At 68.7% G+C, this 20,297-nt stretch carries 18 protein-coding genes; 3 read left to right on the plus strand and 15 right to left on the minus strand.

The window, feature by feature from the left end; translation table 11 throughout:
- Window positions 1–30 precede the first annotated feature (30 nt).
- From FHS42_RS12730 to FHS42_RS12745, 4 genes are all read right to left on the minus strand, one after another.
- Window positions 31–1,452, minus strand: a complete 1,422-nt coding sequence (locus FHS42_RS12730; RefSeq protein WP_184572179.1) for a replication-associated recombination protein A — start codon at window positions 1,450–1,452, stop codon at window positions 31–33.
- Between the two features lie 129 nt (window positions 1,453–1,581).
- The gene (locus FHS42_RS12735; RefSeq protein ID WP_184572181.1) at window positions 1,582–2,235 is read right to left on the minus strand and encodes a vitamin K epoxide reductase family protein; all 654 of its coding nucleotides are present in this window, start codon (window positions 2,233–2,235) and stop codon (window positions 1,582–1,584) included.
- 60 nt (window positions 2,236–2,295) lie between these two features.
- Window positions 2,296–3,558 (minus strand): histidine--tRNA ligase, encoded by a 1,263-nt coding sequence (hisS, locus tag FHS42_RS12740; RefSeq protein WP_184572183.1) that lies wholly within the window; start codon window positions 3,556–3,558, stop codon window positions 2,296–2,298.
- Window positions 3,559–3,569: 11 nt separating this feature from the next.
- Entirely contained in the window at window positions 3,570–4,280 is a 711-nt protein-coding gene (locus FHS42_RS12745) for an MBL fold metallo-hydrolase (protein WP_184572185.1), read from the minus strand.
- 323 nt (window positions 4,281–4,603) lie between these two features.
- On the opposite strand from FHS42_RS12745, the gene FHS42_RS12750 reads away from it, so the two are divergent.
- On the plus strand, window positions 4,604–5,491 hold the full coding sequence (locus tag FHS42_RS12750; RefSeq protein ID WP_184572187.1) for a peptidylprolyl isomerase: 888 nt from the start codon (window positions 4,604–4,606) through the stop codon (window positions 5,489–5,491).
- A gap of 298 nt (window positions 5,492–5,789) precedes the next feature.
- Entirely contained in the window at window positions 5,790–7,019 is a 1,230-nt protein-coding gene (locus FHS42_RS12755) for a DUF349 domain-containing protein (RefSeq protein WP_184572189.1), read from the plus strand.
- A gap of 221 nt (window positions 7,020–7,240) precedes the next feature.
- Here the strand turns inward: FHS42_RS12755 and FHS42_RS12760 are convergent, their stop codons facing one another.
- From FHS42_RS12760 to FHS42_RS12800, 9 genes are all read right to left on the minus strand, one after another.
- Entirely contained in the window at window positions 7,241–9,748 is a 2,508-nt protein-coding gene (locus FHS42_RS12760; RefSeq protein ID WP_184572191.1) for a RelA/SpoT family protein, read from the minus strand.
- A 156-nt stretch (window positions 9,749–9,904) separates the two neighbouring features.
- Window positions 9,905–10,510: an adenine phosphoribosyltransferase gene (locus FHS42_RS12765; protein WP_184572193.1), complete on the minus strand. Its 606-nt coding sequence runs from the start codon at window positions 10,508–10,510 to the stop codon at window positions 9,905–9,907.
- Entirely contained in the window at window positions 10,507–11,694 is a 1,188-nt protein-coding gene (secF, locus tag FHS42_RS12770; protein ID WP_184572195.1) for a protein translocase subunit SecF, read from the minus strand. The genes FHS42_RS12765 and secF overlap by 4 nt, the downstream gene beginning before the upstream one ends.
- A gap of 1 nt (window position 11,695) precedes the next feature.
- Window positions 11,696–13,462: a protein translocase subunit SecD gene (secD, locus tag FHS42_RS12775; RefSeq protein ID WP_184572197.1), complete on the minus strand. Its 1,767-nt coding sequence runs from the start codon at window positions 13,460–13,462 to the stop codon at window positions 11,696–11,698.
- Between the two features lie 147 nt (window positions 13,463–13,609).
- Window positions 13,610–14,140, minus strand: coding sequence for a preprotein translocase subunit YajC (yajC, locus tag FHS42_RS12780; RefSeq protein WP_184572200.1), 531 nt, complete (start codon window positions 14,138–14,140; stop codon window positions 13,610–13,612).
- A gap of 163 nt (window positions 14,141–14,303) precedes the next feature.
- Window positions 14,304–15,416 (minus strand): Holliday junction branch migration DNA helicase RuvB, encoded by a 1,113-nt coding sequence (gene ruvB / locus FHS42_RS12785; RefSeq protein ID WP_246494610.1) that lies wholly within the window; start codon window positions 15,414–15,416, stop codon window positions 14,304–14,306.
- Between the two features lie 40 nt (window positions 15,417–15,456).
- Window positions 15,457–16,080 carry a Holliday junction branch migration protein RuvA gene (ruvA, locus tag FHS42_RS12790; RefSeq protein WP_184572202.1) on the minus strand — a complete coding sequence of 208 codons (624 nt, stop codon included), beginning with the start codon at window positions 16,078–16,080 and terminating at the stop codon, window positions 15,457–15,459.
- The gene (gene ruvC, locus FHS42_RS12795; RefSeq protein ID WP_246494611.1) at window positions 16,077–16,775 is read right to left on the minus strand and encodes a crossover junction endodeoxyribonuclease RuvC; all 699 of its coding nucleotides are present in this window, start codon (window positions 16,773–16,775) and stop codon (window positions 16,077–16,079) included. The genes ruvA and ruvC overlap by 4 nt, the downstream gene beginning before the upstream one ends.
- Before the next feature lie 321 nt (window positions 16,776–17,096).
- Complete coding sequence (locus FHS42_RS12800; RefSeq protein ID WP_184572204.1) at window positions 17,097–17,849, minus strand: YebC/PmpR family DNA-binding transcriptional regulator; 753 nt, start codon at window positions 17,847–17,849, stop codon at window positions 17,097–17,099.
- Between the two features lie 170 nt (window positions 17,850–18,019).
- On the opposite strand from FHS42_RS12800, the gene FHS42_RS12805 reads away from it, so the two are divergent.
- Window positions 18,020–18,223, plus strand: coding sequence for a hypothetical protein (locus FHS42_RS12805; RefSeq protein WP_184572206.1), 204 nt, complete (start codon window positions 18,020–18,022; stop codon window positions 18,221–18,223).
- Between the two features lie 102 nt (window positions 18,224–18,325).
- Here the strand turns inward: FHS42_RS12805 and pdxT are convergent, their stop codons facing one another.
- Window positions 18,326–18,934, minus strand: coding sequence for a pyridoxal 5'-phosphate synthase glutaminase subunit PdxT (gene pdxT / locus FHS42_RS12810; RefSeq protein ID WP_184572208.1), 609 nt, complete (start codon window positions 18,932–18,934; stop codon window positions 18,326–18,328).
- Window positions 18,935–19,160: 226 nt separating this feature from the next.
- Complete coding sequence (gene pdxS, locus FHS42_RS12815; protein WP_184572210.1) at window positions 19,161–20,087, minus strand: pyridoxal 5'-phosphate synthase lyase subunit PdxS; 927 nt, start codon at window positions 20,085–20,087, stop codon at window positions 19,161–19,163.
- Window positions 20,088–20,297: the final 210 nt, after the last annotated feature.

Genomic DNA, 20,297 nt, shown 5'->3' on the forward strand with positions numbered 1-20,297 from the left:
GATGCCCCATCCCGTTTCGCCTCGACTCGGCTAGCTCTGGTCGCCGCTCTTGTGCGACTCTCCGTCCCCGCTGTACCCGCCGTCCCGCGGCGCCTGCGGTGGCGGGTCGCCGCGCAGCCGGGCTCGGACACGTTCCACGACATCCGCGTAGCGTGCCTCCGCCCCGTATCGCGTCGGCTCGTAGTACCGCTTGCCGTGCACCGCGTCAGGCGCGTACTGCTGGGCGGCGATCCCGCCTGGCAGGTCGTGCGGGTAGAGGTAACCCTGGGCGTGGCCGAGCTTTTGCGCTCCCTTGTAGTGCCCGTCTCGCAGGTGGGGCGGCACCGGGCCGGCGAGCCCGGCCCGGACGTCCGCGAGCGCCGCGTCGATGGCCAGGTATGCGGCGTTGGACTTGGGTGCCAGCGCCAGCGCCACCGCGACCTGGCCGAGCACGATGCGGGCCTCGGGATAGCCGATCAGGGCGACCGCCTGCGCGGCGGCCACCGCCGTCTGGAGCGCCGTTGGGTCGGCCATGCCGATGTCCTCGCTGGCCGAGATCATCAACCGCCTGGCGATGAACCTCGGGTCCTCGCCCGCTTCGATCATGCGGGCCAGGTAGTGCAGGGTCGCGTCTACGTCGGAGCCGCGGATGGACTTGATGAGCGCGCTGGCAATGTCGTAGTGCTGGTCACCGTTGCGGTCGTACGTCACCGCCGCCCGGTCCACCGCTTCTTCCAGCGTCCCCAGGGTGATCTCCGGTTCGCCCTTGGCTATCGCGGAGCCCGCGCCCGCTTCCAGCGCCGTGAGCGCCCGTCTGGCGTCGCCGCCGGCGATCCGCAGCAGATGTGCCTCGGTATCGGCGGGCAGTTGCACGGCGTTGCCGAGTCCCCGCTCGGCGGTCAGCGCGCGGTGGAGCAGGGCCCGTAGGTCATCCTCGGCGAGCGGCTCCAGGGTGAGGAGCAGCGAGCGGGACAGCAGGGGAGAGATGATCGAGAAATACGGGTTCTCCGTGGTGGCCGCGATCAGGGTGACCCAGCGGTTCTCCACGGCGGGCAGCAGTGAGTCCTGCTGGGCCTTGCTGAAGCGGTGGATCTCGTCCAGGAAGAGCACGGTCTCGCGGGCGTACGCACCCGAGGTGCGGCGGGCGCCTTCAATGACGGCGCGCACCTCTTTGACCCCGGCGGTGATCGCCGACAACTCGACGAAGCGCTTTTGGGTGGCCTGGCTCACCACGTAGGCCAGCGTGGTCTTTCCGGTGCCGGGCGGGCCCCACAAGATGACGGAGGACGGCCCGGCCGGGCCGCCGCTGCCCTCGCCGACGAGCCTGCGCAGGGGTGAACCGGGACGCAGCACATGTTGCTGCCCCACGACTTCATCCAGGGTGCGCGGGCGCATTCGGACGGCCAGCGGGCTGCTGGCCGGGTCCTTCTGCTGGCGCTCATCGGCCGCGGCGGTGAACAGGTCTGGCTCCACGCAGAAAGCCTATGCCACCGCACTGACAACGACTGCGGATCGCGCCGGCGGCCGGCTCGCGCCCGCCGGCGCCCTAGTGATCGGACGCAAAGCCTCGCCCGATGGTGCTCAGCGCCGAGCCGGTCAAGGTCAGGCCCAGAGCTGGCTCTTCCACTTGGTGAGGATCAGCATGGCGATGGCGCCCATCCACAGCACCGGAACCACCCAGTGAAATTCCAGGAGTCCGCGCTTGAGGCCATCGGGGGCAGGCAGGAAACCATGCTTGAGGTTGAAGCCGGTGACGTAGCAGAACATCACGATGGTGGCGGCCCAGGCCAGGCAGCACCACAGGCACAACGCGCCGATGTCGTACAGCGACTGGTACTGCAACCAGGTGCAGAACACGACGCCGAACAGACAGCCCGCATTGAACGTGAGCCAGTACCAGCGCGGAAAGCGGGCACCGGCTAGGAGGGACACGCCTACGCAGATGACGATGCCGTAGGCAATCAGGCCGAGCATGGGGTTCGGGAACCCGAACGCCTCGGCCTGATCGCTCTCCATGATGCTGCCGCAGGAGACGATCGGGTTGATGCTACAGCCCGGGCTGTAGACCTTCCCCTCGGCCTTGTACTCCAGGATGTGGTTCTTGTCGAGGGTGATGATCCAGGCGGCCAGCAGCCCCGCGGCGCCGGTGAGGATGAGCAACCAGGCGAAGATCCGGCCGCCGCCAACGGCGCCGCCGGTGGAGGTGTGCTCCGCGTCCCCGTCTGTATCAGAACGGTGAAGTGCCGAAGTCGTCATAGCGCCATTCGTCTCGTCAGTTGGACATAGCCCGGTCATTGTGCACCAGGCTCCTGTGAATCAACTCCGCTGAGCGCTGAGTTCGTCCACAACGGCGTCCAGGGCCACGGATTTTTGCTCCCCGCTCTCCAGGTCCTTTACCTGCACGACGCCATCGGCGAGGTCCCGTTCCCCGGCGAGTAGGGCGAACCTGGCACCGGAGCGGTTGGCTGACTTCATCGCGTTCTTCAAGCCCTTGCCGCCGAAGGCGAAATCGGTACCGACCCCGGCCCGGCGCAACGCCGTGACCAGGCCAAAGAGTACGCCTCTGGCCTCCTCGCCAAGAGGCACCGCGTACACCTCGGTGGCGGCGGGCAGCGCCAGTTCGACGCCTTCGGCCCGCAGCGCGAGCACCGTACGGTCCACGCCGAGCGCCCAGCCGACCGAGGGCAGCGCGGGCCCGCCGATCATCTCGGACAGTCCGTCGTAGCGCCCGCCGCCACCCACCGCGGACTGCGAGCCGAGCCCGTCGTGAACGAACTCGAAAGTGGTACGCGTGTAGTAGTCAAGGCCACGCACCAGCCGCTCGTCGTCCTCGAACTCGATGCCCGCCGCGGTGAGCAGCACCCGCACCCGCTCGTGGTACTCCTTGCACGCCTCGCACAGGTGGTCACGGAGCAGGGGGGCCCCCGTGAGCTGCTTCTGCACGGCTTCCCGCTTGTCGTCGAGCACCCGCAGCGGGTTGATCTCGATTCGGCGCCGGGTCTCGTCGTCAAGGTCGAGTGCGCGCAGGAAGTCCTGGAGCGCCGCGCGGTAGGCGGGGCGGCACTCCTTGTCACCCAGCGAGTTCAACAGGATGCGGAACTCCCGCAGCCCTAGCGACCGGTAGGCGTCCACGGCCAAAATGATCAGCTCGGCGTCGAGCGCCGGGTCCTCGGCGCCGATCGCCTCGGCGCCGATCTGCGAGAAGTGCCGGTACCGACCCGCCTGCGGACGCTCGTACCGGTAGTACGAACCCGAATACCAGAGCTTGACCGGCAGGTTCCCGGCCTTGTGGAGGTTGCGCTCCAGTGCGGCGCGAAGCACGGATGCGGTGCCCTCGGGGCGCAGCGCGAGTTCCGTACCGCCCTTGGTGGTGAGGGTGTACATCTCCTTGGACACGATGTCGGTGGACTCGCCGACGCCGCGGGAGAAGAGTTCGACGTGCTCGAAGCCGGGAGTCTCGATGTAGCCGTAGCCGGCGCGGCGCAGTGGGGCGGCGAGTGCCTCGCGGACCGCGAGGAATGTCGCGGAGTCCGGCGGGGTCAGGTCGTACGTGCCCTTGGGGGCAGCGAAAGCGTTCACGGGGTAAATCGTCACATTCCTCGTCGCGGGGCGGAACTGCCGCCTCCGAGGCCAGCGGCCACCTGCCGCAGATACGGGTTGGTGGCGCGTTCTTGGCCGATGCTGGTCTGGGGGCCGTGGCCGGACAGCACCACGGTCGAGTCGTTGAGCGGCAGGCACACGCGGGCCAGCGACTCAAGGATCTCGGCGTGATCGCCGCCGGGTAGGTCGGTGCGTCCGATGGAGCCGGCGAAGAGCAGATCGCCCGAGAAGAACACCGGCGGGATGTCGGCGCTCTCGGGCAGCCCGAAGGTCACCGACCCCTTGGTATGCCCAGGGGCGTGCGCGACGGAAAGCTCCAGCCCGGCGAGGTTCAGTCGCGCGCCGTCCGTGAGCTCCTTGACGTCGTCGGGCTCCCCGACGGTCAGCTCCCCCATCAGCGGCATCCCAATCGAGCGGCCGATGGCCTTCTCCGGGTCGCTCATCATGTAGCGGTCCGCCGGATGAATCCAGGCGGGCACATCGTGCGCGCCACACACGGGAACCACCGAGGCAACATGGTCGATGTGGCCATGCGTAAGGATGACGGCCACGGGCTTGAGCCGATGCTTGGCGATGGCCTCTTCGACGCCCTGGGTGGCCTGGTGGCCCGGGTCGATGATCACGCACTCCTCGCCGGCGGCGGGGGCGACCAGGTAGCAGTTGGTCCCCCAGGCCCCGGCAGGGAACCCAGCAATGAGCACGATCGTCCTTCAGGTGGTCCGGCGGTCGGCACGGTGGCCGCGGGCGCCGGGGCGGAAAGTCGGCGTGCGCAGAGCCTACCGGCGACGTACCGGACACAGGTAACGCATATACGGTACGGCCATGCGTCGGCGAAAAAGCCGTCCGCCCGGGCGGCCCGTAGCGCCGGGCAGCAATTGCGCACGAGGCCGCCCCGGGGCGCGCACCGGCGTCGCTGCCCAGGCAGCGACGCTTTTGCTCGGGCATGGCGCACCATTCAGACGCTGCACGGCAATAGCGCAGCGTGACACGTACCGCACAGCGTGACATGTGAGGAGAAGACCCGGTGGTCAGTCAGGATCAGCGGCGGCGGCAGCTCGCCCGCGAGAAGTTGGAGCGGCAGCAGCAGCGCAGGACCACTGCCCAGACGAGGGGCAGGCGGCGCAACATCGTGATCGCCAGCTCCCTGGCCCTCGTGCTCGCTGCGGGTGTCGTGGCGTACGCGGCGACCAGCCTCGGCGGCGACTCCGACGACAAGTCGGACAGGGTGAGCGAGGCAGACAAGGGGAAGGACTCGGCCAAGAGCAAGGCCGACGAGAAGGCGAAGGCAGCCAAAGCCGACCCGTGCGGCAAGCCCGCTCCCGGCGCCCCCGCGAAGCTGAGCTGGAAGAAGGAGCCAAAGCTCACCATCGACACGTCGGCTGACTACACCATGAATTTGGGCACCACCTGCGGCGACATCACCATCGATTTGGACGCCAAGAACGCCCCGCACACCGTGAACTCTTTCAACTTCCTCGCCGGCAAGGGCTACTTCAACCACACCAGGTGCCACCGGCTGACCAACCAGGGCATCTACGTGCTGCAATGCGGCGACCCCAACGGTAATGGCACCGGCAGCCCGGGCTACACCATCCCGGACGAGAACTTGAAGGACCCCAAGCTCAAGGGAAATGTGTACCCGGCCGGGACGATCGCGATGGCCAACCGCTACAACCCGAAGCCTGCCAAGGGCGAGAGCAAGAACGAGAACAGCGGCGGCAGCCAGTTCTTCGTCGTCTACCAGGACAGCGAGCTGCCCCCGTACTACACGCCGTTCGGCACGCTCAAGGGCAACAAGAATGCCTTGAAGAAGATCACAGACGCCGGTGCGATGAGCCCCGACCCGCAGACGGGCAACACCGCGCCGAAGGCCACCGTGGTGATCAACAAGGCGACCGTCAAGCAGTCTTGAGAGGTAACCTCGCGCGCCACAGCCGCCATCCCCGCCCGCGCTGACGGCGCGCCGCACGATGGCGAGGGCACGTACTCACGCGCGTACTGCGAAATTTCGGTCGCGCTGGATACGGACAGCCGGGCCACCAGTCGCCTATGTTTACGTTGTGTAGGGTGCCTGTTCCGACGGCTGCCGCCCTGCCGGATCGGTACCCCAGCAGCTCGTCGGACCGGCTCGGGGCTGCCCGGCCGGGAGTAAACCGTGGACGATGCCCGTGGGCCGCGCGCCCGCGCCGGCATCATGTGGAGGAGGCGCTGTGAGCAGCGACCCATGGGGCCGCGTCGATGAGACGGGGACCGTGTACGTGCGTACGGCCGATGGCGAGAAAGTCGTCGGCTCCTGGCAGGCAGGCTCCCCCGAGGAAGCACTGGCCTACTTTGAGCGCAAGTACGAGGGCATGGTTGTCGAAATCGGCCTCCTCGAACGCCGGGTCAAGACCACCGACCTGTCGGCGAAGGACGCGACGGCCGCCATCGACCATTTGCGCCAGCAGGTGGACGAGCACCACGCCGTTGGTGATCTCGACGCGCTGCGGCAGCGTCTTGACCAGCTCGTCGAGACGGTTGAGGCGCGTCGCGAGGAGCGCAAGGCGGCCAAGGCCAAACAGTCCGACGAGGCCCGCAAGTCCAAGGAGACGCTGGTCGCCGAGGCCGAGGAATTGGCCGTGAGCGAGCAGTGGCGGGCGGCGGGCGAACGGCTGCGCGCGCTGGTGGACACCTGGAAGAACCTGCCGCGCCTCGACCGTAAGACGGATGACGAGCTGTGGCACCGCTTCTCGCATGCCCGCTCGGCGTTCTCCAAGCGGCGCAAGGCTCACTTCGCCTCGCTCGACGCGCAGCGCGAGGAGGCCCGCAAGGCCAAGGAGAAGCTGGTCGCCGAGGCCGAGGCGCTGTCCGCGTCCACCGACTGGGGCCCCACCGCGGCCCGGTACCGCGACCTGATGGCGGACTGGAAGGCGGCCGGCCGCGCGCAGCGGGAGGCCGAGGACGATCTGTGGAATCGGTTCCGGGGCGCGCAGGACGTCTTCTTCCAGGCGCGCGGCGAGGTGTTCGCGGAGCGCGACACCGAGCAGCGGGAGAACTTGACGCGCAAGGAAGAGCTCGCCATCGAGGCGGAGAAGCTGCTGCCGGTCACCGATTTGAAGGCGGCTCGGGCAGCCTTCCGTTCGATCAACGAGCGCTGGGAGGCCATCGGTCACGTGCCGCGCGATGTCCGGCCGAAGATCGAGGGCCGGATGCACACGGTCGAGCGGGCCATCCAGGACAGCGAGGAGAACGAGTGGCGGCGCAGCAACCCGGAGGCACGGGCGCGCGCCGCGGGCCTGACCGGCCAACTCCAGGCTGCCGTGGACAAGCTCCAGGGCCAGGTGGACAAGGCCAGGGCAGCGGGCAACAACGCCAAGGCGGACAAGCTCGCCAGGGAGCTTGAGGGCCGTCAGGCGCTGCTGGAGCAGGCCCTGAAGGGCCTCCAGGAGTTCGGCGGCTGACAGCCTCGGGCCCATGCCGGCCACAGACGGCGACCCCGGTACGCGACGGCGTACCGGGGTCGTTGACGTGCCGGGGTCGTTGACGTGCCGGGGTCGTTGACGTGCCGGGGTCGTTGGTACGTCGAGCCGCTGTCATGCCGAGTGGCTGGTACGCCGGGCCGCTGGCTGCCCGCGGGGCATCGGGGCAGGCCACGGGGCTACCGGCTTACGTCGCCCGCTCGCTAGGGTCGGCGGGCCGACGTCACCCGGTAGACGTCGTAGACGCCCTCGACGCCACGGACCGCCTTGAGCACATGGCCCAGGTGCTTGGGGTCGCCCATCTCAAAGGTGAAGCGCGAGGTGGCGACTCGGTCCCTGGAGGTCTGCACGGCGGCGGAGAGGATATTGACGTGCTGGTCGGAGAGGACTCGCGTCACATCCGAGAGCAGTCGGGACCGATCCAGCGCCTCGACCTGGATGGCGACCAGGAAGACGGAGGACTGGGTGGGCGCCCACTCCACTTCGAGGATGCGCTCCGGCTGCTGCGAGAGCGAGTCCACGTTGACGCAGTCGGCGCGGTGCACCGATACGCCGCTGCCGCGGGTGACGAAGCCGATGATGGGGTCGCCCGGCACCGGCGTACAGCAGCGGGCGAGCTTGACCCACACGTCCGCCACGCCCTTGACGACCACACCGGGATCGGTGCTGGAGCGCCGCTTGGTGCGGGTGCGTAGCGGGGTGGACTCCGCTATATCCTCGGTGGCCGCGTCCTCGCCGCCGAGCGCCTGCACCAGCTTTTGCACGATGTTCTGCGCAGTGACATGTCCCTCGCCGATGGCGGCGTACAGCGAGGAGATGTCGGAGTAGCGCAGTTCGTGCGCGAGGGTCACCAGCGAGTCGCCGGTGAGAATCCGCTGGATCGGCATGTTCTGCTTGCGCATCGCGCGGGCGATGGCGTCCTTGCCCTGCTCGATGGCCTCATCGCGGCGCTCCTTGGAGAACCAGCCGCGGATCTTGTTGCGGGCCCGGGGTGACTTGACGAAGCCGAGCCAGTCACGCGAGGGGCCGGCGCCGGGTGCCTTGGAGGTGAAGACCTCCACCAGGTCGCCGTTGTCCAGGGTCGATTCGAGGGGCACCAGCCGGCCGTTGACGCGAGCGCCTATCGTGCGGTGGCCGACCTCCGTATGGACCGCGTAGGCGAAGTCCACGGGCGTCGCGCCGGCGGGAAGCGCTATGACATCGCCCTTGGGTGTGAAGACGAAGACCTCGTTACGCGAGAGATCGAAGCGCAACGACTCCAGGAACTCGCTCGGGTCCTCGGTCTCCTTTTGCCAGTCGAGCAGTTGCCGCAGCCACGCCATGTCATTGACGGTGTCCTGCCGGTCACCCTTGCCCCTGGGGACATCGGTACGCACCTTCGAAGCGCCCGCGACGGCCTCCTGCTTGTACTTCCAGTGCGCGGCGATGCCGTATTCGGCGCGGCGGTGCATGTCGAAGGTGCGGATCTGCAACTCGACCGGCTTGCCGCTGGGCCCGATGACCGTCGTGTGCAGCGACTGGTACATGTTGAACTTGGGCATCGCGATGTAGTCCTTGAACCGCCCCGGCACCGGGTTCCACCGTGCGTGAATGGTCCCCAGCGCCGCATAGCAGTCGCGGACGGTGTCCACCAGGACCCGGATGCCCACCAGGTCGTAGATCTCCGCGAAGTCCCGGCCGCGGACGATCATCTTTTGGTACACGGAGTAGTAGTGCTTGGGCCGGCCGGTGACGGTCGCCTTGATCCGGGCCGCCCGCAGATCGCCCTGGACCTGGTCGGTGACGATGGCCAGGTACTCGTCCCGCTTAGGAGCCCGTTCGGCGACCAGGCGCACGATCTCGTCGTACATCTTGGGGTAGAGGATCGCGAAGGCGAGGTCCTCCAGCTCCCATTTGATGGTGTTCATGCCGAGCCGGTGCGCCAGCGGGGCGTAGATCTCCAGCGTCTCGCGGGCCTTCTTCTCCTGCTTCTCCCGCTTGAGGTAGCGCATCGTGCGCATGTTGTGCAGCCGGTCGGCCAGCTTGATGACCAGCACCCGGGGGTCCTTGGCCATGGCGACGACCATCTTGCGCACGGTTTCGGCCTGCGCCGCCTCGCCGAACTTGACCTTGTCGAGCTTGGTCACCCCGTCCACGAGGAGCGCGACCTGGTCGCCGAAGTCGCGGCGCAGGGTGTCGAGGCCGTACTCGGTGTCCTCGACCGTGTCGTGCAGCAGGCCGGCCATCAGCGTCGCCGGGTCCATGCCGAGCTCGGCGAGGATGGTGGTGACGGCGAGCGGATGCGTGATGTACGGGTCGCCGCTCTTGCGCTTTTGGCCGCGGTGCCAGCGCTCGGCGACCTGATAGGCGCGCTCGATCTGGCGCAGCGTGGCGGTGTCGGCCTTCGGGTCGTTGCCGCGCACGATGCGCAGCAGGGGTTCCAGGACCGGGTTGTACGGGCTGGAGCGCTGCACACCGAGCCGCGCGAGCCGGGCGCGCACTCGGTTCGACGAACCTTGCCGGGGGGTGGGCCCTGGCGGCTGAGGGCGGGCCGGGACGCTGGTGTTCGGCCCCCCCGCTGGCAGCCCCACCGGGGGCTTGGGCCCCGGTTTCGGGCCGGGGGCGGACGCGCCACCGCCGCTGTCCTTGGGCGCATGGTCGGCCGTCCTGGCACCCGCGGCGTTCGGCTCGTCGGCGTGCGCGGCGGTCAGCGGCTTGGCCTCGTCTGGCAAGAGCACTCCTCTAGCGGGGCCGGTCCGTAAAGGGGGTCGGACGGCCATGGTATCGATCCCGCCACACCCATTGTCCCGCTGCACCCGCCGCCCCGGCACGCCGAGGGCGGGCACCCGGGTCCTCCCTGGTGCCCGCCTCATACGGGTATGCGCTGGTCAGACTGCGGTCAGCGCCTCCAGTGGAGTATCGCCCAGGCTGGCTTGAAGTCGCTGTCGGCCACCGAGGAATCCCAGCTCAAGGAGAACGGCGACGCCCACGACCTCGGCTCCGGCCCGCCGAAGGAGGTGCAGGGACGCCTCGGCGGTGCCACCGGTGGCCAAAACGTCGTCGATGACCAGGACTCGTTCACCGGGTCGTACGGCGTCGGAGTGTATCTCGATCTCGGCCGTGCCGTACTCCAGGTCGTACGTCTGCCGCAGGGTCGCTCCCGGCAGCTTGCCCGCCTTGCGTACCGGTACGAAGCCAACCCCCGCGCTCACCGCGACCGGAGCGGCCAAAATGAAGCCGCGGGCCTCCAGACCGACCACCTTGTCGGCCCGGTGGGTGCGGCATAGCGCCGCGAGGGCCTCGGTGAGCGCGCCAAAGGCCACCGGGTCGGCCAGCAGCGGGGTGATGTCCTTGAACATCACCCCGGGCTTCGGGTAGTCGGGGACGTCGTGGATGCGGCTGAGCAGCAGCGCGCGCAGTGCGTCGCCGGTCGGCGCGGCGGCGGCCGGGCGCAGGTCGCCCGGCTCAAGGCCGGCGGTCTCGATGCCGCTCATCGGCGCTTGCCCGACGGACGGCCGCGGCCACGGTTGCGGCTGGGCTGGTTACGGGCGGCCTGGTCGCGTGCGGCCCCGGTGCTGCGCGGGCCAACAACCCCAGCGGGGGTCGCGTCCTCGGGCTCCAGGTCCTCGTCTGCGTCCTCCTCCGCATCCGCCGTGCCCCGTGCGTCTTCGGACGCCTCGCTCTCGGCGGAGGACTCGCCCCTGGCCGCTACCGCGGCACGCTTGGCGCGCACCCGCTTGGCCAGGGCCTTCATCTGCGGGTCGCGCTCCTTGAGGTCGGCGACCAGCGGGGTGGCGATGAAGATCGAAGAGTACGCACCGGCCGCCAGGCCGACGAACAGCGCCAGCGAGATGTCGTTGAGCATGCCAGCGCCCAGCAGACCGCCACCGATGAACAGCAGCGCACCGACCGGGAGCAACGCCACCACGGTGGTGTTGATGGAACGCACCAGCGTGGAGTTGAGGCTGCGGTTGGCGATCTCGCTGTAGGTGTAGCGGGTTTGTTTGGTGAGGTCCTTGGAGCCTTCTCGGAGTCCGTCGAAGACGACGACGGTGTCGTACAAGGAATATCCAAGAATGGTCAACAGACCGATCACCGTGCCCGGTGTGACCTCGAAGCCGACGAGCGCATAGACACCGACCGTGATCGTCAGGTCGTGGATCAATGCGATCAAAGCCGCTAGCGCCATGCGCCATTCGAAGGCGATAGCGAGATAGATCACCACCAAGATCATGAAGATCGCTAGGCCCTGCCATGCCTTCTTGGCGATCTCCTCACCCCAACTCGGGCCGACGAGCTGCGTGTTGATCTTCGAGCTCTGTACGCCCAGGTCCTTGGCGAGGGCCTCTTGGACCGGCTGCGCAGCCGCGGTGTCCAGATCGCTGATCTGAATGCGCAGGCCGCCGCCGCCAAGCTTTTGGGCGATGGCGGTGTGGCCCTCCGCTGCGCTCTCCGCCTTCTCCCGCGCTTCATCGGCCGACACGCTGGTCGTGGGCGTGGTGAAGACCGCTCCGCCGGAGAACTCAATACCCATGTGCAGACCACGCACCGCCAGGCCCACAATGGCCGTGATGGTGATCAGGATGGAGATGCCGTACCAGATCTTCCGCTTGGCGACGAAGTCGTAGCCGACTTCACCGCGGTAGAGCCTGGCGCCAAGGCTGCCGAGTCGCGACATCTCACGCCTCCTTCGTGTCGGCGGGGGCGATGGGGCGCCGGCGGGACCGCAGCGGAGGCTTCGCGCCAAGCCGCTTCGGGTCCAGGCCGGACCAGGGGTGCCCACTCGCGAAGAACGGGCGGGTGGCGAGGATCGTCATCAACGGCTTGGTGAAGAAGAAGACCACCACGACGTCAAGCAGTGTCGTCAGGCCAAGCGTGAATGCGAAGCCCTGCACCTTGCCGACCGTGACGATGAAGAGCACGGCGGCGGCGAGGAACGACACGAAGTCGGAGACCAGGATGGTGCGCCGGGCCCGGGGCCAGCCGCGCTGCACGGCCGGCCGCAGCGTGCGGCCCTCGCGGATCTCGTCTCGGACGCGTTCGAAGTACACGATGAACGAGTCCGCGGTGATACCGATGGCTACGATCGCGCCGCAGACAGCTGGCAGGTTCAGCGCGAACTGGATGGCCTCACCGAGGAGCACCATCAGCGAGTACGTCAGGATGGCGGAGACCCCGAGGCTGGCGATGGCCACCAGGGCCAGACCCCGGTAGTAGATGCCCATGTACAGGATGACCAGGACGAGACCGATGCCACCGGCGATCAGACCGGCGTTCAACTGCTCCTCGCCGAGCGCGGAGGAGACGGTGGTCTCATCAACGATGTCGAAGGTCAGCGGAAGCGAGCCGTAGGACAGGATGTTGGCCAGGTCGTCGGCCTCCTGCTGCTCGAAGCTGCCGGAGATTTCCGCCTTGCCGCCCTTGATGGCGAAGCTGACCTCGGCGTTGGAGGCGACCTCACCGTCGAGGACGATGCCGAACTGGTTCTGCGGGGGCTGCTGCTTGGCGAGCTCGCCGGTGATCTTCCCGAACTGCTTGCCGCCCTTGCCGTCGAAGTCCAGCTGCACGATCCAGCCGGAGCCGCCCTGGGTGCTGTACACCGCGGACGCGTCCTCTACGTGCTTACCCTCAAGCTGGACCGGAGCCAGGATGAACTTGGCCTCGCCCTTGCGGTCGCACGCCACGATCGGCTCGGTGTTCGGCCGGGTGGCGGCCTGCTGGCTCGCCGCCGCACGGGCCTTGGGCGTGGTGCAGTCCAGCGCCGCGAACTGCTTCTGCAACTCTTCGGCCTTTTTGACCTGGTCGGCCTGTTCCTTCGATGGCTTCGTAGGCGCATCGCCCGTGGGAGAAGGCTTCGGGGTCGGCGCCTTCAGCGCGCTGGGCAGCGCGCGACCCTGGGTGGTCGAGGAGGCCGTGGGCGTCGGGGACGTGGGCTCGTCACCCTTGGGCTGGTCCTTGTTGTCGCCCTTGTCCGCACCCTTGGTCGGGGTTGGCTTGGGCTTGGGCTTGTCGGCCCCTGGGTCCTTGGTGGGCTTGCCGTCGCCGATGGACAGCACCGGACGGAATCCGAGCTTGGCCGTGGTGCCGACCTGCTTACGGGCCTGCTTCGCATCCGTCCCCTTGGGGATGTTCACGATGATGTGCTTACGGCCCTGGGTCTGAACCTCGGCCTCGGACACACCAAGCCCATTGACACGCCGCTCCATGATGTTGACGGCGGTGTCCATGTTGGCTTTGTTGATCGCGTTGGGCTTGCCCGGCTCGTTCTTGGCCTCCAGCGTGAAGCTGGTGCCGCCCGCAAGGTCGATGCCCAGCCGCGGGGTGGTGTTGCCGGAGAGGAACATTCCTCCGACCAGCGCCACCATGGCGACCAAGATGCCGACGAGGGCACGACCGGGCCTGCCCTGGGCCCCGGGGGACCTACGGCCCTTCTTCGGTGCTGCCACCTTTTCGTTTCTCCCTGTCCAACCGCCAGGCAACGGGTGCGCGCCGAGCGGCCACGAAGTGTTGTGGGGACGTGCCCCCGGCGGAGCCTAGACCGTCTCTTAGCCACGGTGCACCGAGCGGCGGCGCTCCGAGCGTTCGGAGCTCGGCTACTTCGCGTCGCTGTCGCCGGACCGCTTGCTGTCTTCCGGCTTGGCGTCCTTTGGCTCCGTCGCGTCGGCATCCGCGGCGTCGGCCGGTTCGGCGGCACCTGCCTGGTCGGCAGCGTCCGTCTTCTCGACCTCGTCCGACGCGTCGCCCTTGGTCATGTCAACCCGCCGGTCGTTGTCCCCCTCGGCCTCGGTCAGGGAAGAGGCGTCGTCGGGAACGACAGGGGCATCGTCCTCCTGCTCGGCCTCGATGCCGTGCACGATGCGGTTGTACTCGGCGTCGTCCAGGACAGCACCCACGGAGTTCCTCGCGAAGATGGCGTGTACGCCCGGCGCGACCTCAAGCAGCATCGTGTCGTCGTGGACCTCCTTGACCGTGGCGTACATGCCGCCGATCGTCCGCACGCCGGTGCCCGGCTGGATCTGGTCACGCATCTGCGCCGCCTGGCGCTGCTTGTTCTTGGCCGATCGAGTCATCAGGAACATGGCCCCGATGAGCACGACGAACGGCAGGAGAGTCACGATATTCACGGGACGGGATTTCCTTCGCACGACCGCGAGTGCACGGCCTGGTATACGGGGGTGGGTGCGCCGTACTGAACGGACGGCATCGGCGGAGTCTAAGCGAGCCCGCGCCTCAGGAACAACGCCCAGCATGGCACCGGGGTTCCTGACCCGACCAGTCCCCGCGCCGTCATCCGTTGAACAGCCCCGCCTGCGGGCCGCTGCGCTGGCCCTGCGGTGGGGTCAGCCCCAGGTGGGCCCAGGCCGCCGGGGTGCCGACCCGGCCCCTGGGCGTGCGGGCCAGCAAACCCTCTCGTACGAGGAAGGGTTCGGCCACTTCCTCGACCGTCTCGCGCTCCTCCCCTACCGCGACCGCCAGCGTGGACAGGCCCACCGGGCCGCCGCCGAACAGCTTGAGCAGCGCCGTCAGCACCGCCCGGTCGAGTCGGTCCAGGCCACGGGCGTCCACGTCGTACACCGCAAGCGCCCGCGACGCGATGTCCTTGGTGATCACGCCGTCGGCCTTGACCTGCGCATAGTCACGGACTCGGCGCAGCAGGCGGTTGGCGATGCGCGGCGTGCCCCGGGAGCGGCCGGCGATCTCGGTGGCCCCCGGGGCCTCGATCTCGACGTCGAGCAACCGCGCCGAGCGGTGGATGACGCGCTCCAACTCGGACGCGGCGTAGAACTCCATGTGCCCGGTGAAGCCGAAGCGGTCGCGCAGCGGCGGCGGCAAGAGCCCGGCCCTGGTAGTGGCTCCCACCAGGGTGAAAGGCGGAAGCTCCAGCGGGATGGCGGTGGCGCCAGGCCCCTTGCCGACGATCACGTCAACGCGGAAGTCCTCCATCGCCATGTACAGCATCTCCTCGGCGGGCCGGGACATCCGGTGAATCTCATCGAGGAAGAGCACCTCGCCCTCGGCGAGGGAGGAGAGGATCGCTGCGAGATCTCCGGCGTGCTGGATGGCCGGCCCGGAGGTGATCCGGATGGGGGCGGCCATCTCGGCCGCAATAATCAGCGAAAGAGTGGTTTTGCCCAGGCCCGGCGCTCCGGAGAGTAGGACGTGATCGGCGGTACCGCCGCGCTGGCGTGCGGCGCGCAATACCAGGTCAAGCTGCTCGCGGACGCGCTCCTGGCCGACGAATTCGCCCAGGTCCTTCGGCCGCAGAGCGGCCTCGATGGCCTGCTCCTCGCCATCGACCTCGGCGCCCACCAGCCGATCGGCGGTGCCCTGGCCGGCGAGTTCCGGCGCCAGCCCGGTCAGTTCCGCCGCCTGCTCGCCGTGGGAGTCGTCCCAGTTCATGACGTCCTTTCTGGTACGCGCGGTGCCGTGCTGCCGGCTGTCAGCGGGCCCGGTTGAGGGTCTGGAGAGCGGCCCGCAACAGTGTCGCTACCTGCGGTTCGGCGCCCTGTGCCAGCGCCTGCTCGGCCTGCGGTGTGACGACGGCCACCGCCTCGTCGGCCTCCCGGGTGGCGTAGCCGAGGCCGATCAGCGCACCGTGCAACTGATCGCGCCAGCCCGCGGTGACCGCGCTACCCACACCCACGGCGCCGGACGCGCCGATGGGGTCGCCAAGCCGGTCCTTCAATTCGAGCAGCAGCCGCTGAGCGCCCTTCTTGCCGATGCCGGTCACGGCGGTCAGGGCCTTCTCGTCGCCGGTGGCAACCGCGCGCCGTAGCGTGTCAGGGGCATGCACGGCGAGCATGGCCTGCGCGAGCCGGGGGCCAACGCCGCTTGCGGTCTGCAACAGCTCGAAGACTTGGCGTTCGTCGTCGTCGGCGAAGCCGTAAAGGGTCAGCGAGTCCTCGCGGACGACCAGGGAGGTGGCGAGCCTGGCCGGCTGACCCATGCGCAGCCCGGCCACCGTGCCGGGGGTGCACTGCACGGCCATGCCGACGCCGCCGACCTCGATAACGGCGCGGTCGGGCGCGAGGGCGACGACCTGCCCTGAGACGAACGCGATCATACGGGGCCCTTTCGGGTGCGGGCGGCGGGCGCCGTCGCGCGCGGGGCGGACGGGTCAGCAGGGGGTTGAGAGCTGGCCGGCGCTGCGGATGCGGGTGGTGCTGGCGAGGCGGGGGATGCAGGGGTCGCGGCTGCGGGGGCCCGCCGGCCGGCCGGCGTGCGGCGCGGGGTGGGCGTGCGGGCTTGCCGATGGGCGGCCACGGCTTGCTGGAGCCGGTTGGTGGCGGGCGCCCGCCAGATGTGGCAGATGGCCAAGGCCAGGGCGTCGGCGGCGTCGGCGGGCTTGGGCGGTGCGTCCAGCCGCAGCAGCCGCGTCACCATGGCGCCGACCTGCGCCTTGTCGGCCCGGCCCGAGCCGGTGACGGCGGCCTTGACCTCGCTGGGGGTGTGCAGCGCGACCGGTAGGCCACGGCGGGCGGCGCAGAGCATGGCAACGGCGCTCGCTTGGGCCGTGCCCATCACGGTCTGCACGTTGTGCTGGCTGAACACCCGCTCAACTGCGACCAGTTCGGGCTGGTGCGCGTCCAACCACTGCTCTATGCCGCGCTCGATGAGCACGAGCCGGTCGCCCGTGTCGGCGTCCGCTGCCGTGCGGATGACGCCGACGTCCACCATGCGCAGGGGGCGGCCCGCGACACCATCGACGACGCCGATGCCGCAGCGGGTCAGCCCTGGGTCTACTCCAAGTACCCGCATCGCACGCCTTCCCCCCTCGCTCATGTGCCGCAGTCACTGGTTGGCCTGATCGGGGCTCTCCCCCTGAACAGGCACAGTATCCGCTGCCTGTGACAACGCGACGGGCCGACGGGTGTCCCGTCGGCCCGATGGCACGTACGCCTCATGACCCGGTCGGCGCGGGCGGCCGTGAGCCGCGGCACGGCGCAGCACATCCCTGTACAGCACGGCGCTGCACAGCATGCCGTCGTACAGCACAGCACAGCAACACCGCACAGCACAGCACGACACAGCCTGCGGGCGTTGGCCTAGCCCCGCGGCCCAGCGCACATCGGCCGCGTGCTACGCGTCAACCTTTTCCATGACCTCGTCGGACACATCGAAGTTCGCGAAGACGTTCTGTACGTCGTCGCTGTCCTCCAGCGCGTCGATGAGCTTGAAGATCTTGCGAGCGCCTTCCTCGTCCAACTCAACGTGCATGGTGGGCACGAAGTTGGCGTCGGCCGAGTCGTAGTCGATGCTCTCCTGCTGGAGCGCGGTGCGAACGGCGACGAGGTCGGTGGCCTCGCTGATGACCTCGAATGTCTCGCCGAGGTCATTGACCTCCTCGGCGCCCGCGTCGAGCACGGCGCCCAGCACGTCGTCTTCGGCCAGCTCACCCTTGGGGACGATCACCACGCCCTTGCGGTGGAACAGGTAGGAGACCGAGCCCGGGTCGGCCATCGAGCCGCCGTTTCGGGTCATGGCCACGCGTACATCGGAGGCCGCGCGATTGCGGTTGTCGGTCAGGCACTCGATGAGCACCGCGACGCCGTTCGGGCCGTAGCCCTCGTACATGATCGTCTCGTAGTCGGCGCCACCCGCTTCAAGACCAGCGCCTCGCTTGACGGCGCTGTCGATGTTCTTGTTGGGAACTGAGCTCTTCTTCGCCTTCTGGATGGCGTCGAAGAGGGTCGGGTTGCCGTCCACGTCGGCCCCGCCGGTTCGCGCAGCGACCTCGATGTTCTTGATCAGCTTCGCGAAGAGCTTGCCGCGCTTGGCGTCGATCACGGCCTTCTTGTGCTTTGTCGTAGCCCATTTAGAGTGGCCGGACATCCGCCTGTCTCCTTCGCGTAACCAAATTCCCTACCAACGCCTGAGATCCTACCGGGATCGCGCGGCCCACCCGCGCCCGGACTCCGAGCGGGATTCTCGGGAACGGCCGGCGGGTCAGACGGAGCTTCCCAGATCAACTACCTATCCGAGCAGGCGAAGGAGCGAACGCAATGAACCCGATCGTTCGATACGGCGACGTGATCACCGTCGCGGCCGGTGGCGCGACGCTCGCCGCAGCGACCGCGGCCAGCGAGGTCGCCCCGGTTTGGTGGATCTTGTGGGCAGTGTCCGCAGCCACCGTGGCTGGCGCCCGGAGCTACCGCAGCCGACTCGTCCGGCAGCCACTGGCCTGCCCTGCCAAGGGTGGAGGTTGAGGAAGGGCGGCCCGCCCTGTTGGTCGAGGAACCTGACGATGGCAGCAACCTCCACCGTGGCCGACCAGCACCCCGCCCCCGCGCTTCGTGCGTTTGCGCTGGTCACGTTCCAAGCGTTTTAGCCACGCTGTCTACGAACAGCGCGTGCATCCGATGGTCGCCGGTCAACTCCGGGTGGAAGGACGTGGCGAGTACGTTGCCCTGTCGGACGGCGACGGTGTGGCCGTCGTGCACGGCGAGCACATCGACGGCGCCGCCAACGGACTCGACCCAAGGCGCACGGATGAACACGCCTTCAACGGGCCCGTCGTTGATGCCCTTGACGTCCACGGCCGCCTCGAAGGACTCGTTTTGCCGACCGAAAGCGTTACGGCGCACGATCATGTCGATGCCGCCGACAGTCTCCTGATCATCCCGGCCGTCCAGGATCTTGTTCGCCAGCATGATCATGCCCGCGCACGTGCCGTACACCGGCATACCCTCGCGAATCCGCTCGCGCAGCGGCTCAAGGAGGCCGAAGATGACCGCGAGCTTGGACATCGTGGTGGACTCCCCGCCAGGGATCACCAGGGCATCGACGTCGGCGAGTTCCTCGGGGCGTCGGACGGGGCGGGCCACGGCGTCGGCGGCGGCCAGGGCTATCAGGTGCTCGCGGACGTCGCCCTGGAGGGCGAGGACGCCGATGGTGGGAGTTCCGGAGGTGCGGGACACGGGGTGAGACCTCTCAGGGAGAGTGTGGCCGGGTACGGGGGCGCGGCCTGGCTGGCGGGGCCATGAGCGGCCCGCACCCTTGCGCGGGCCGCTGGTGTGCGAGCCGTCCGCGGACCGGTGCGCCGGCCCGCGAGCTGGCGGGGCCAAGGCCGGCGACAGTCGGCTACGCCGCAGGTGGGCGGCCCTACGCTGCCATGAGCCGCCCGCCCGCCTGGCCGAGCCCGGTTTACCAGCCGCGGTTGGCGTAGCGCTCGGACTCGGGAAGGGTGTCGCAGTTGATGCCGACCATGGCCTCGCCCAGGTCGCGGGAGGCATCCGCGATGACCTTGGGGTCGTCGAAGAAGGTGGTGGCCTTCACGATCGCGGCGGCGCGCTTGGCCGGGTCGCCGGACTTGAAGATGCCAGAACCCACGAAGACGCCCTCGGCACCGAGCTGGCGCATCAGCGCGGCGTCGGCGGGGGTGGCCACGCCGCCGGCGGAGAACAGCACGACCGGCAGCTTGCCGAGCTCGGCGATCTCCTTGACCAGCTCGTACGGGGCACGCAGCTCCTTGGCTGCGGCGAACAGCTCGTTGTGGTCGAGCGAGCGCAGACGGCCGATCTCACCCTTGATCTGGCGCAGGTGACGTACCGCCTCGACGACGTTTCCGGTGCCGGCCTCGCCCTTGGAGCGGATCATGGCCGCGCCCTCGGCGATGCGGCGCAGGGCCTCGCCGAGGTTGGTGGCACCGCAGACGAAGGGCGTAGTGAACGCCCACTTGTCGCTGTGGTTGACCTCGTCGGCCGGGGTCAGGACCTCGGACTCGTCGATGTAGTCCACACCGAGTGCCTGGAGCACCTGGGCCTCGACGATGTGACCGATGCGGGACTTGGCCATGACAGGGATGGAGACCGCGTTGATGATCCCGTCGATCATGTCCGGGTCGGACATCCGGGCCACGCCGCCATCCTTGCGGATGTCGGCCGGCACGCGCTCAAGGGCCATGACCGCGACGGCGCCCGCGTCCTCAGCGATCTTCGCTTCCTCCGGCGTGACGACATCCATGATCACGCCGCCCTTGAGCTGCTCGGCCATGCCGCGCTTGACGCGAGCGGTGCCGGTCTCGGGGTGCTGGGAGGTGTTTTCAGACGTGCTGGGGGGCGTGCTCGACACGGTGTGACCTCACTCGATAACGAATAGCGCGATGGACCTATCGTAAGCCCGTTCGACGTGGTATCCGGAATGGCCTTCCGGGCCAGGTGCGGGCCGATACTGCTGCACCTCTGACAAAACCCGCTAGTGGCCTCGTGCGGCAAGGGCCAATTTTCGGCAGGTGGCTCCTTGGGTGGCCGGTCCCCGCCGAGGGCGTACGCTCACCGCGCT

This window comes from Streptomyces zagrosensis (assembly GCF_014203645.1).
Taxonomy (GTDB): Bacteria; Actinomycetota; Actinomycetes; order Streptomycetales; family Streptomycetaceae; genus Streptomyces; species Streptomyces zagrosensis.

What these genes read in the sequence shown, in the direction of transcription:
- secF (WP_184572195.1), bottom strand. Translation starts at nt 11,694, where the DNA reads ATGTCGCGACTCGGCAGCCTTGGCGCCAGGCTCTACCGCGGTGAAGTC.
- ruvC (WP_246494611.1), bottom strand. Translation starts at nt 16,775, where the DNA reads ATGCGGGTACTTGGAGTAGACCCAGGGCTGACCCGCTGCGGCATCGGC.
- FHS42_RS12765 (WP_184572193.1), bottom strand. Translation starts at nt 10,510, where the DNA reads ATGAGCGGCATCGAGACCGCCGGCCTTGAGCCGGGCGACCTGCGCCCG.
- FHS42_RS12800 (WP_184572204.1), bottom strand. Translation starts at nt 17,849, where the DNA reads ATGTCCGGCCACTCTAAATGGGCTACGACAAAGCACAAGAAGGCCGTG.
- FHS42_RS12805 (WP_184572206.1), top strand. Translation starts at nt 18,020, where the DNA reads ATGAACCCGATCGTTCGATACGGCGACGTGATCACCGTCGCGGCCGGT.
- ruvA (WP_184572202.1), bottom strand. Translation starts at nt 16,080, where the DNA reads ATGATCGCGTTCGTCTCAGGGCAGGTCGTCGCCCTCGCGCCCGACCGC.
- ruvB (WP_246494610.1), bottom strand. Translation starts at nt 15,416, where the DNA reads ATGAACTGGGACGACTCCCACGGCGAGCAGGCGGCGGAACTGACCGGG.
- FHS42_RS12735 (WP_184572181.1), bottom strand. Translation starts at nt 2,235, where the DNA reads ATGACGACTTCGGCACTTCACCGTTCTGATACAGACGGGGACGCGGAG.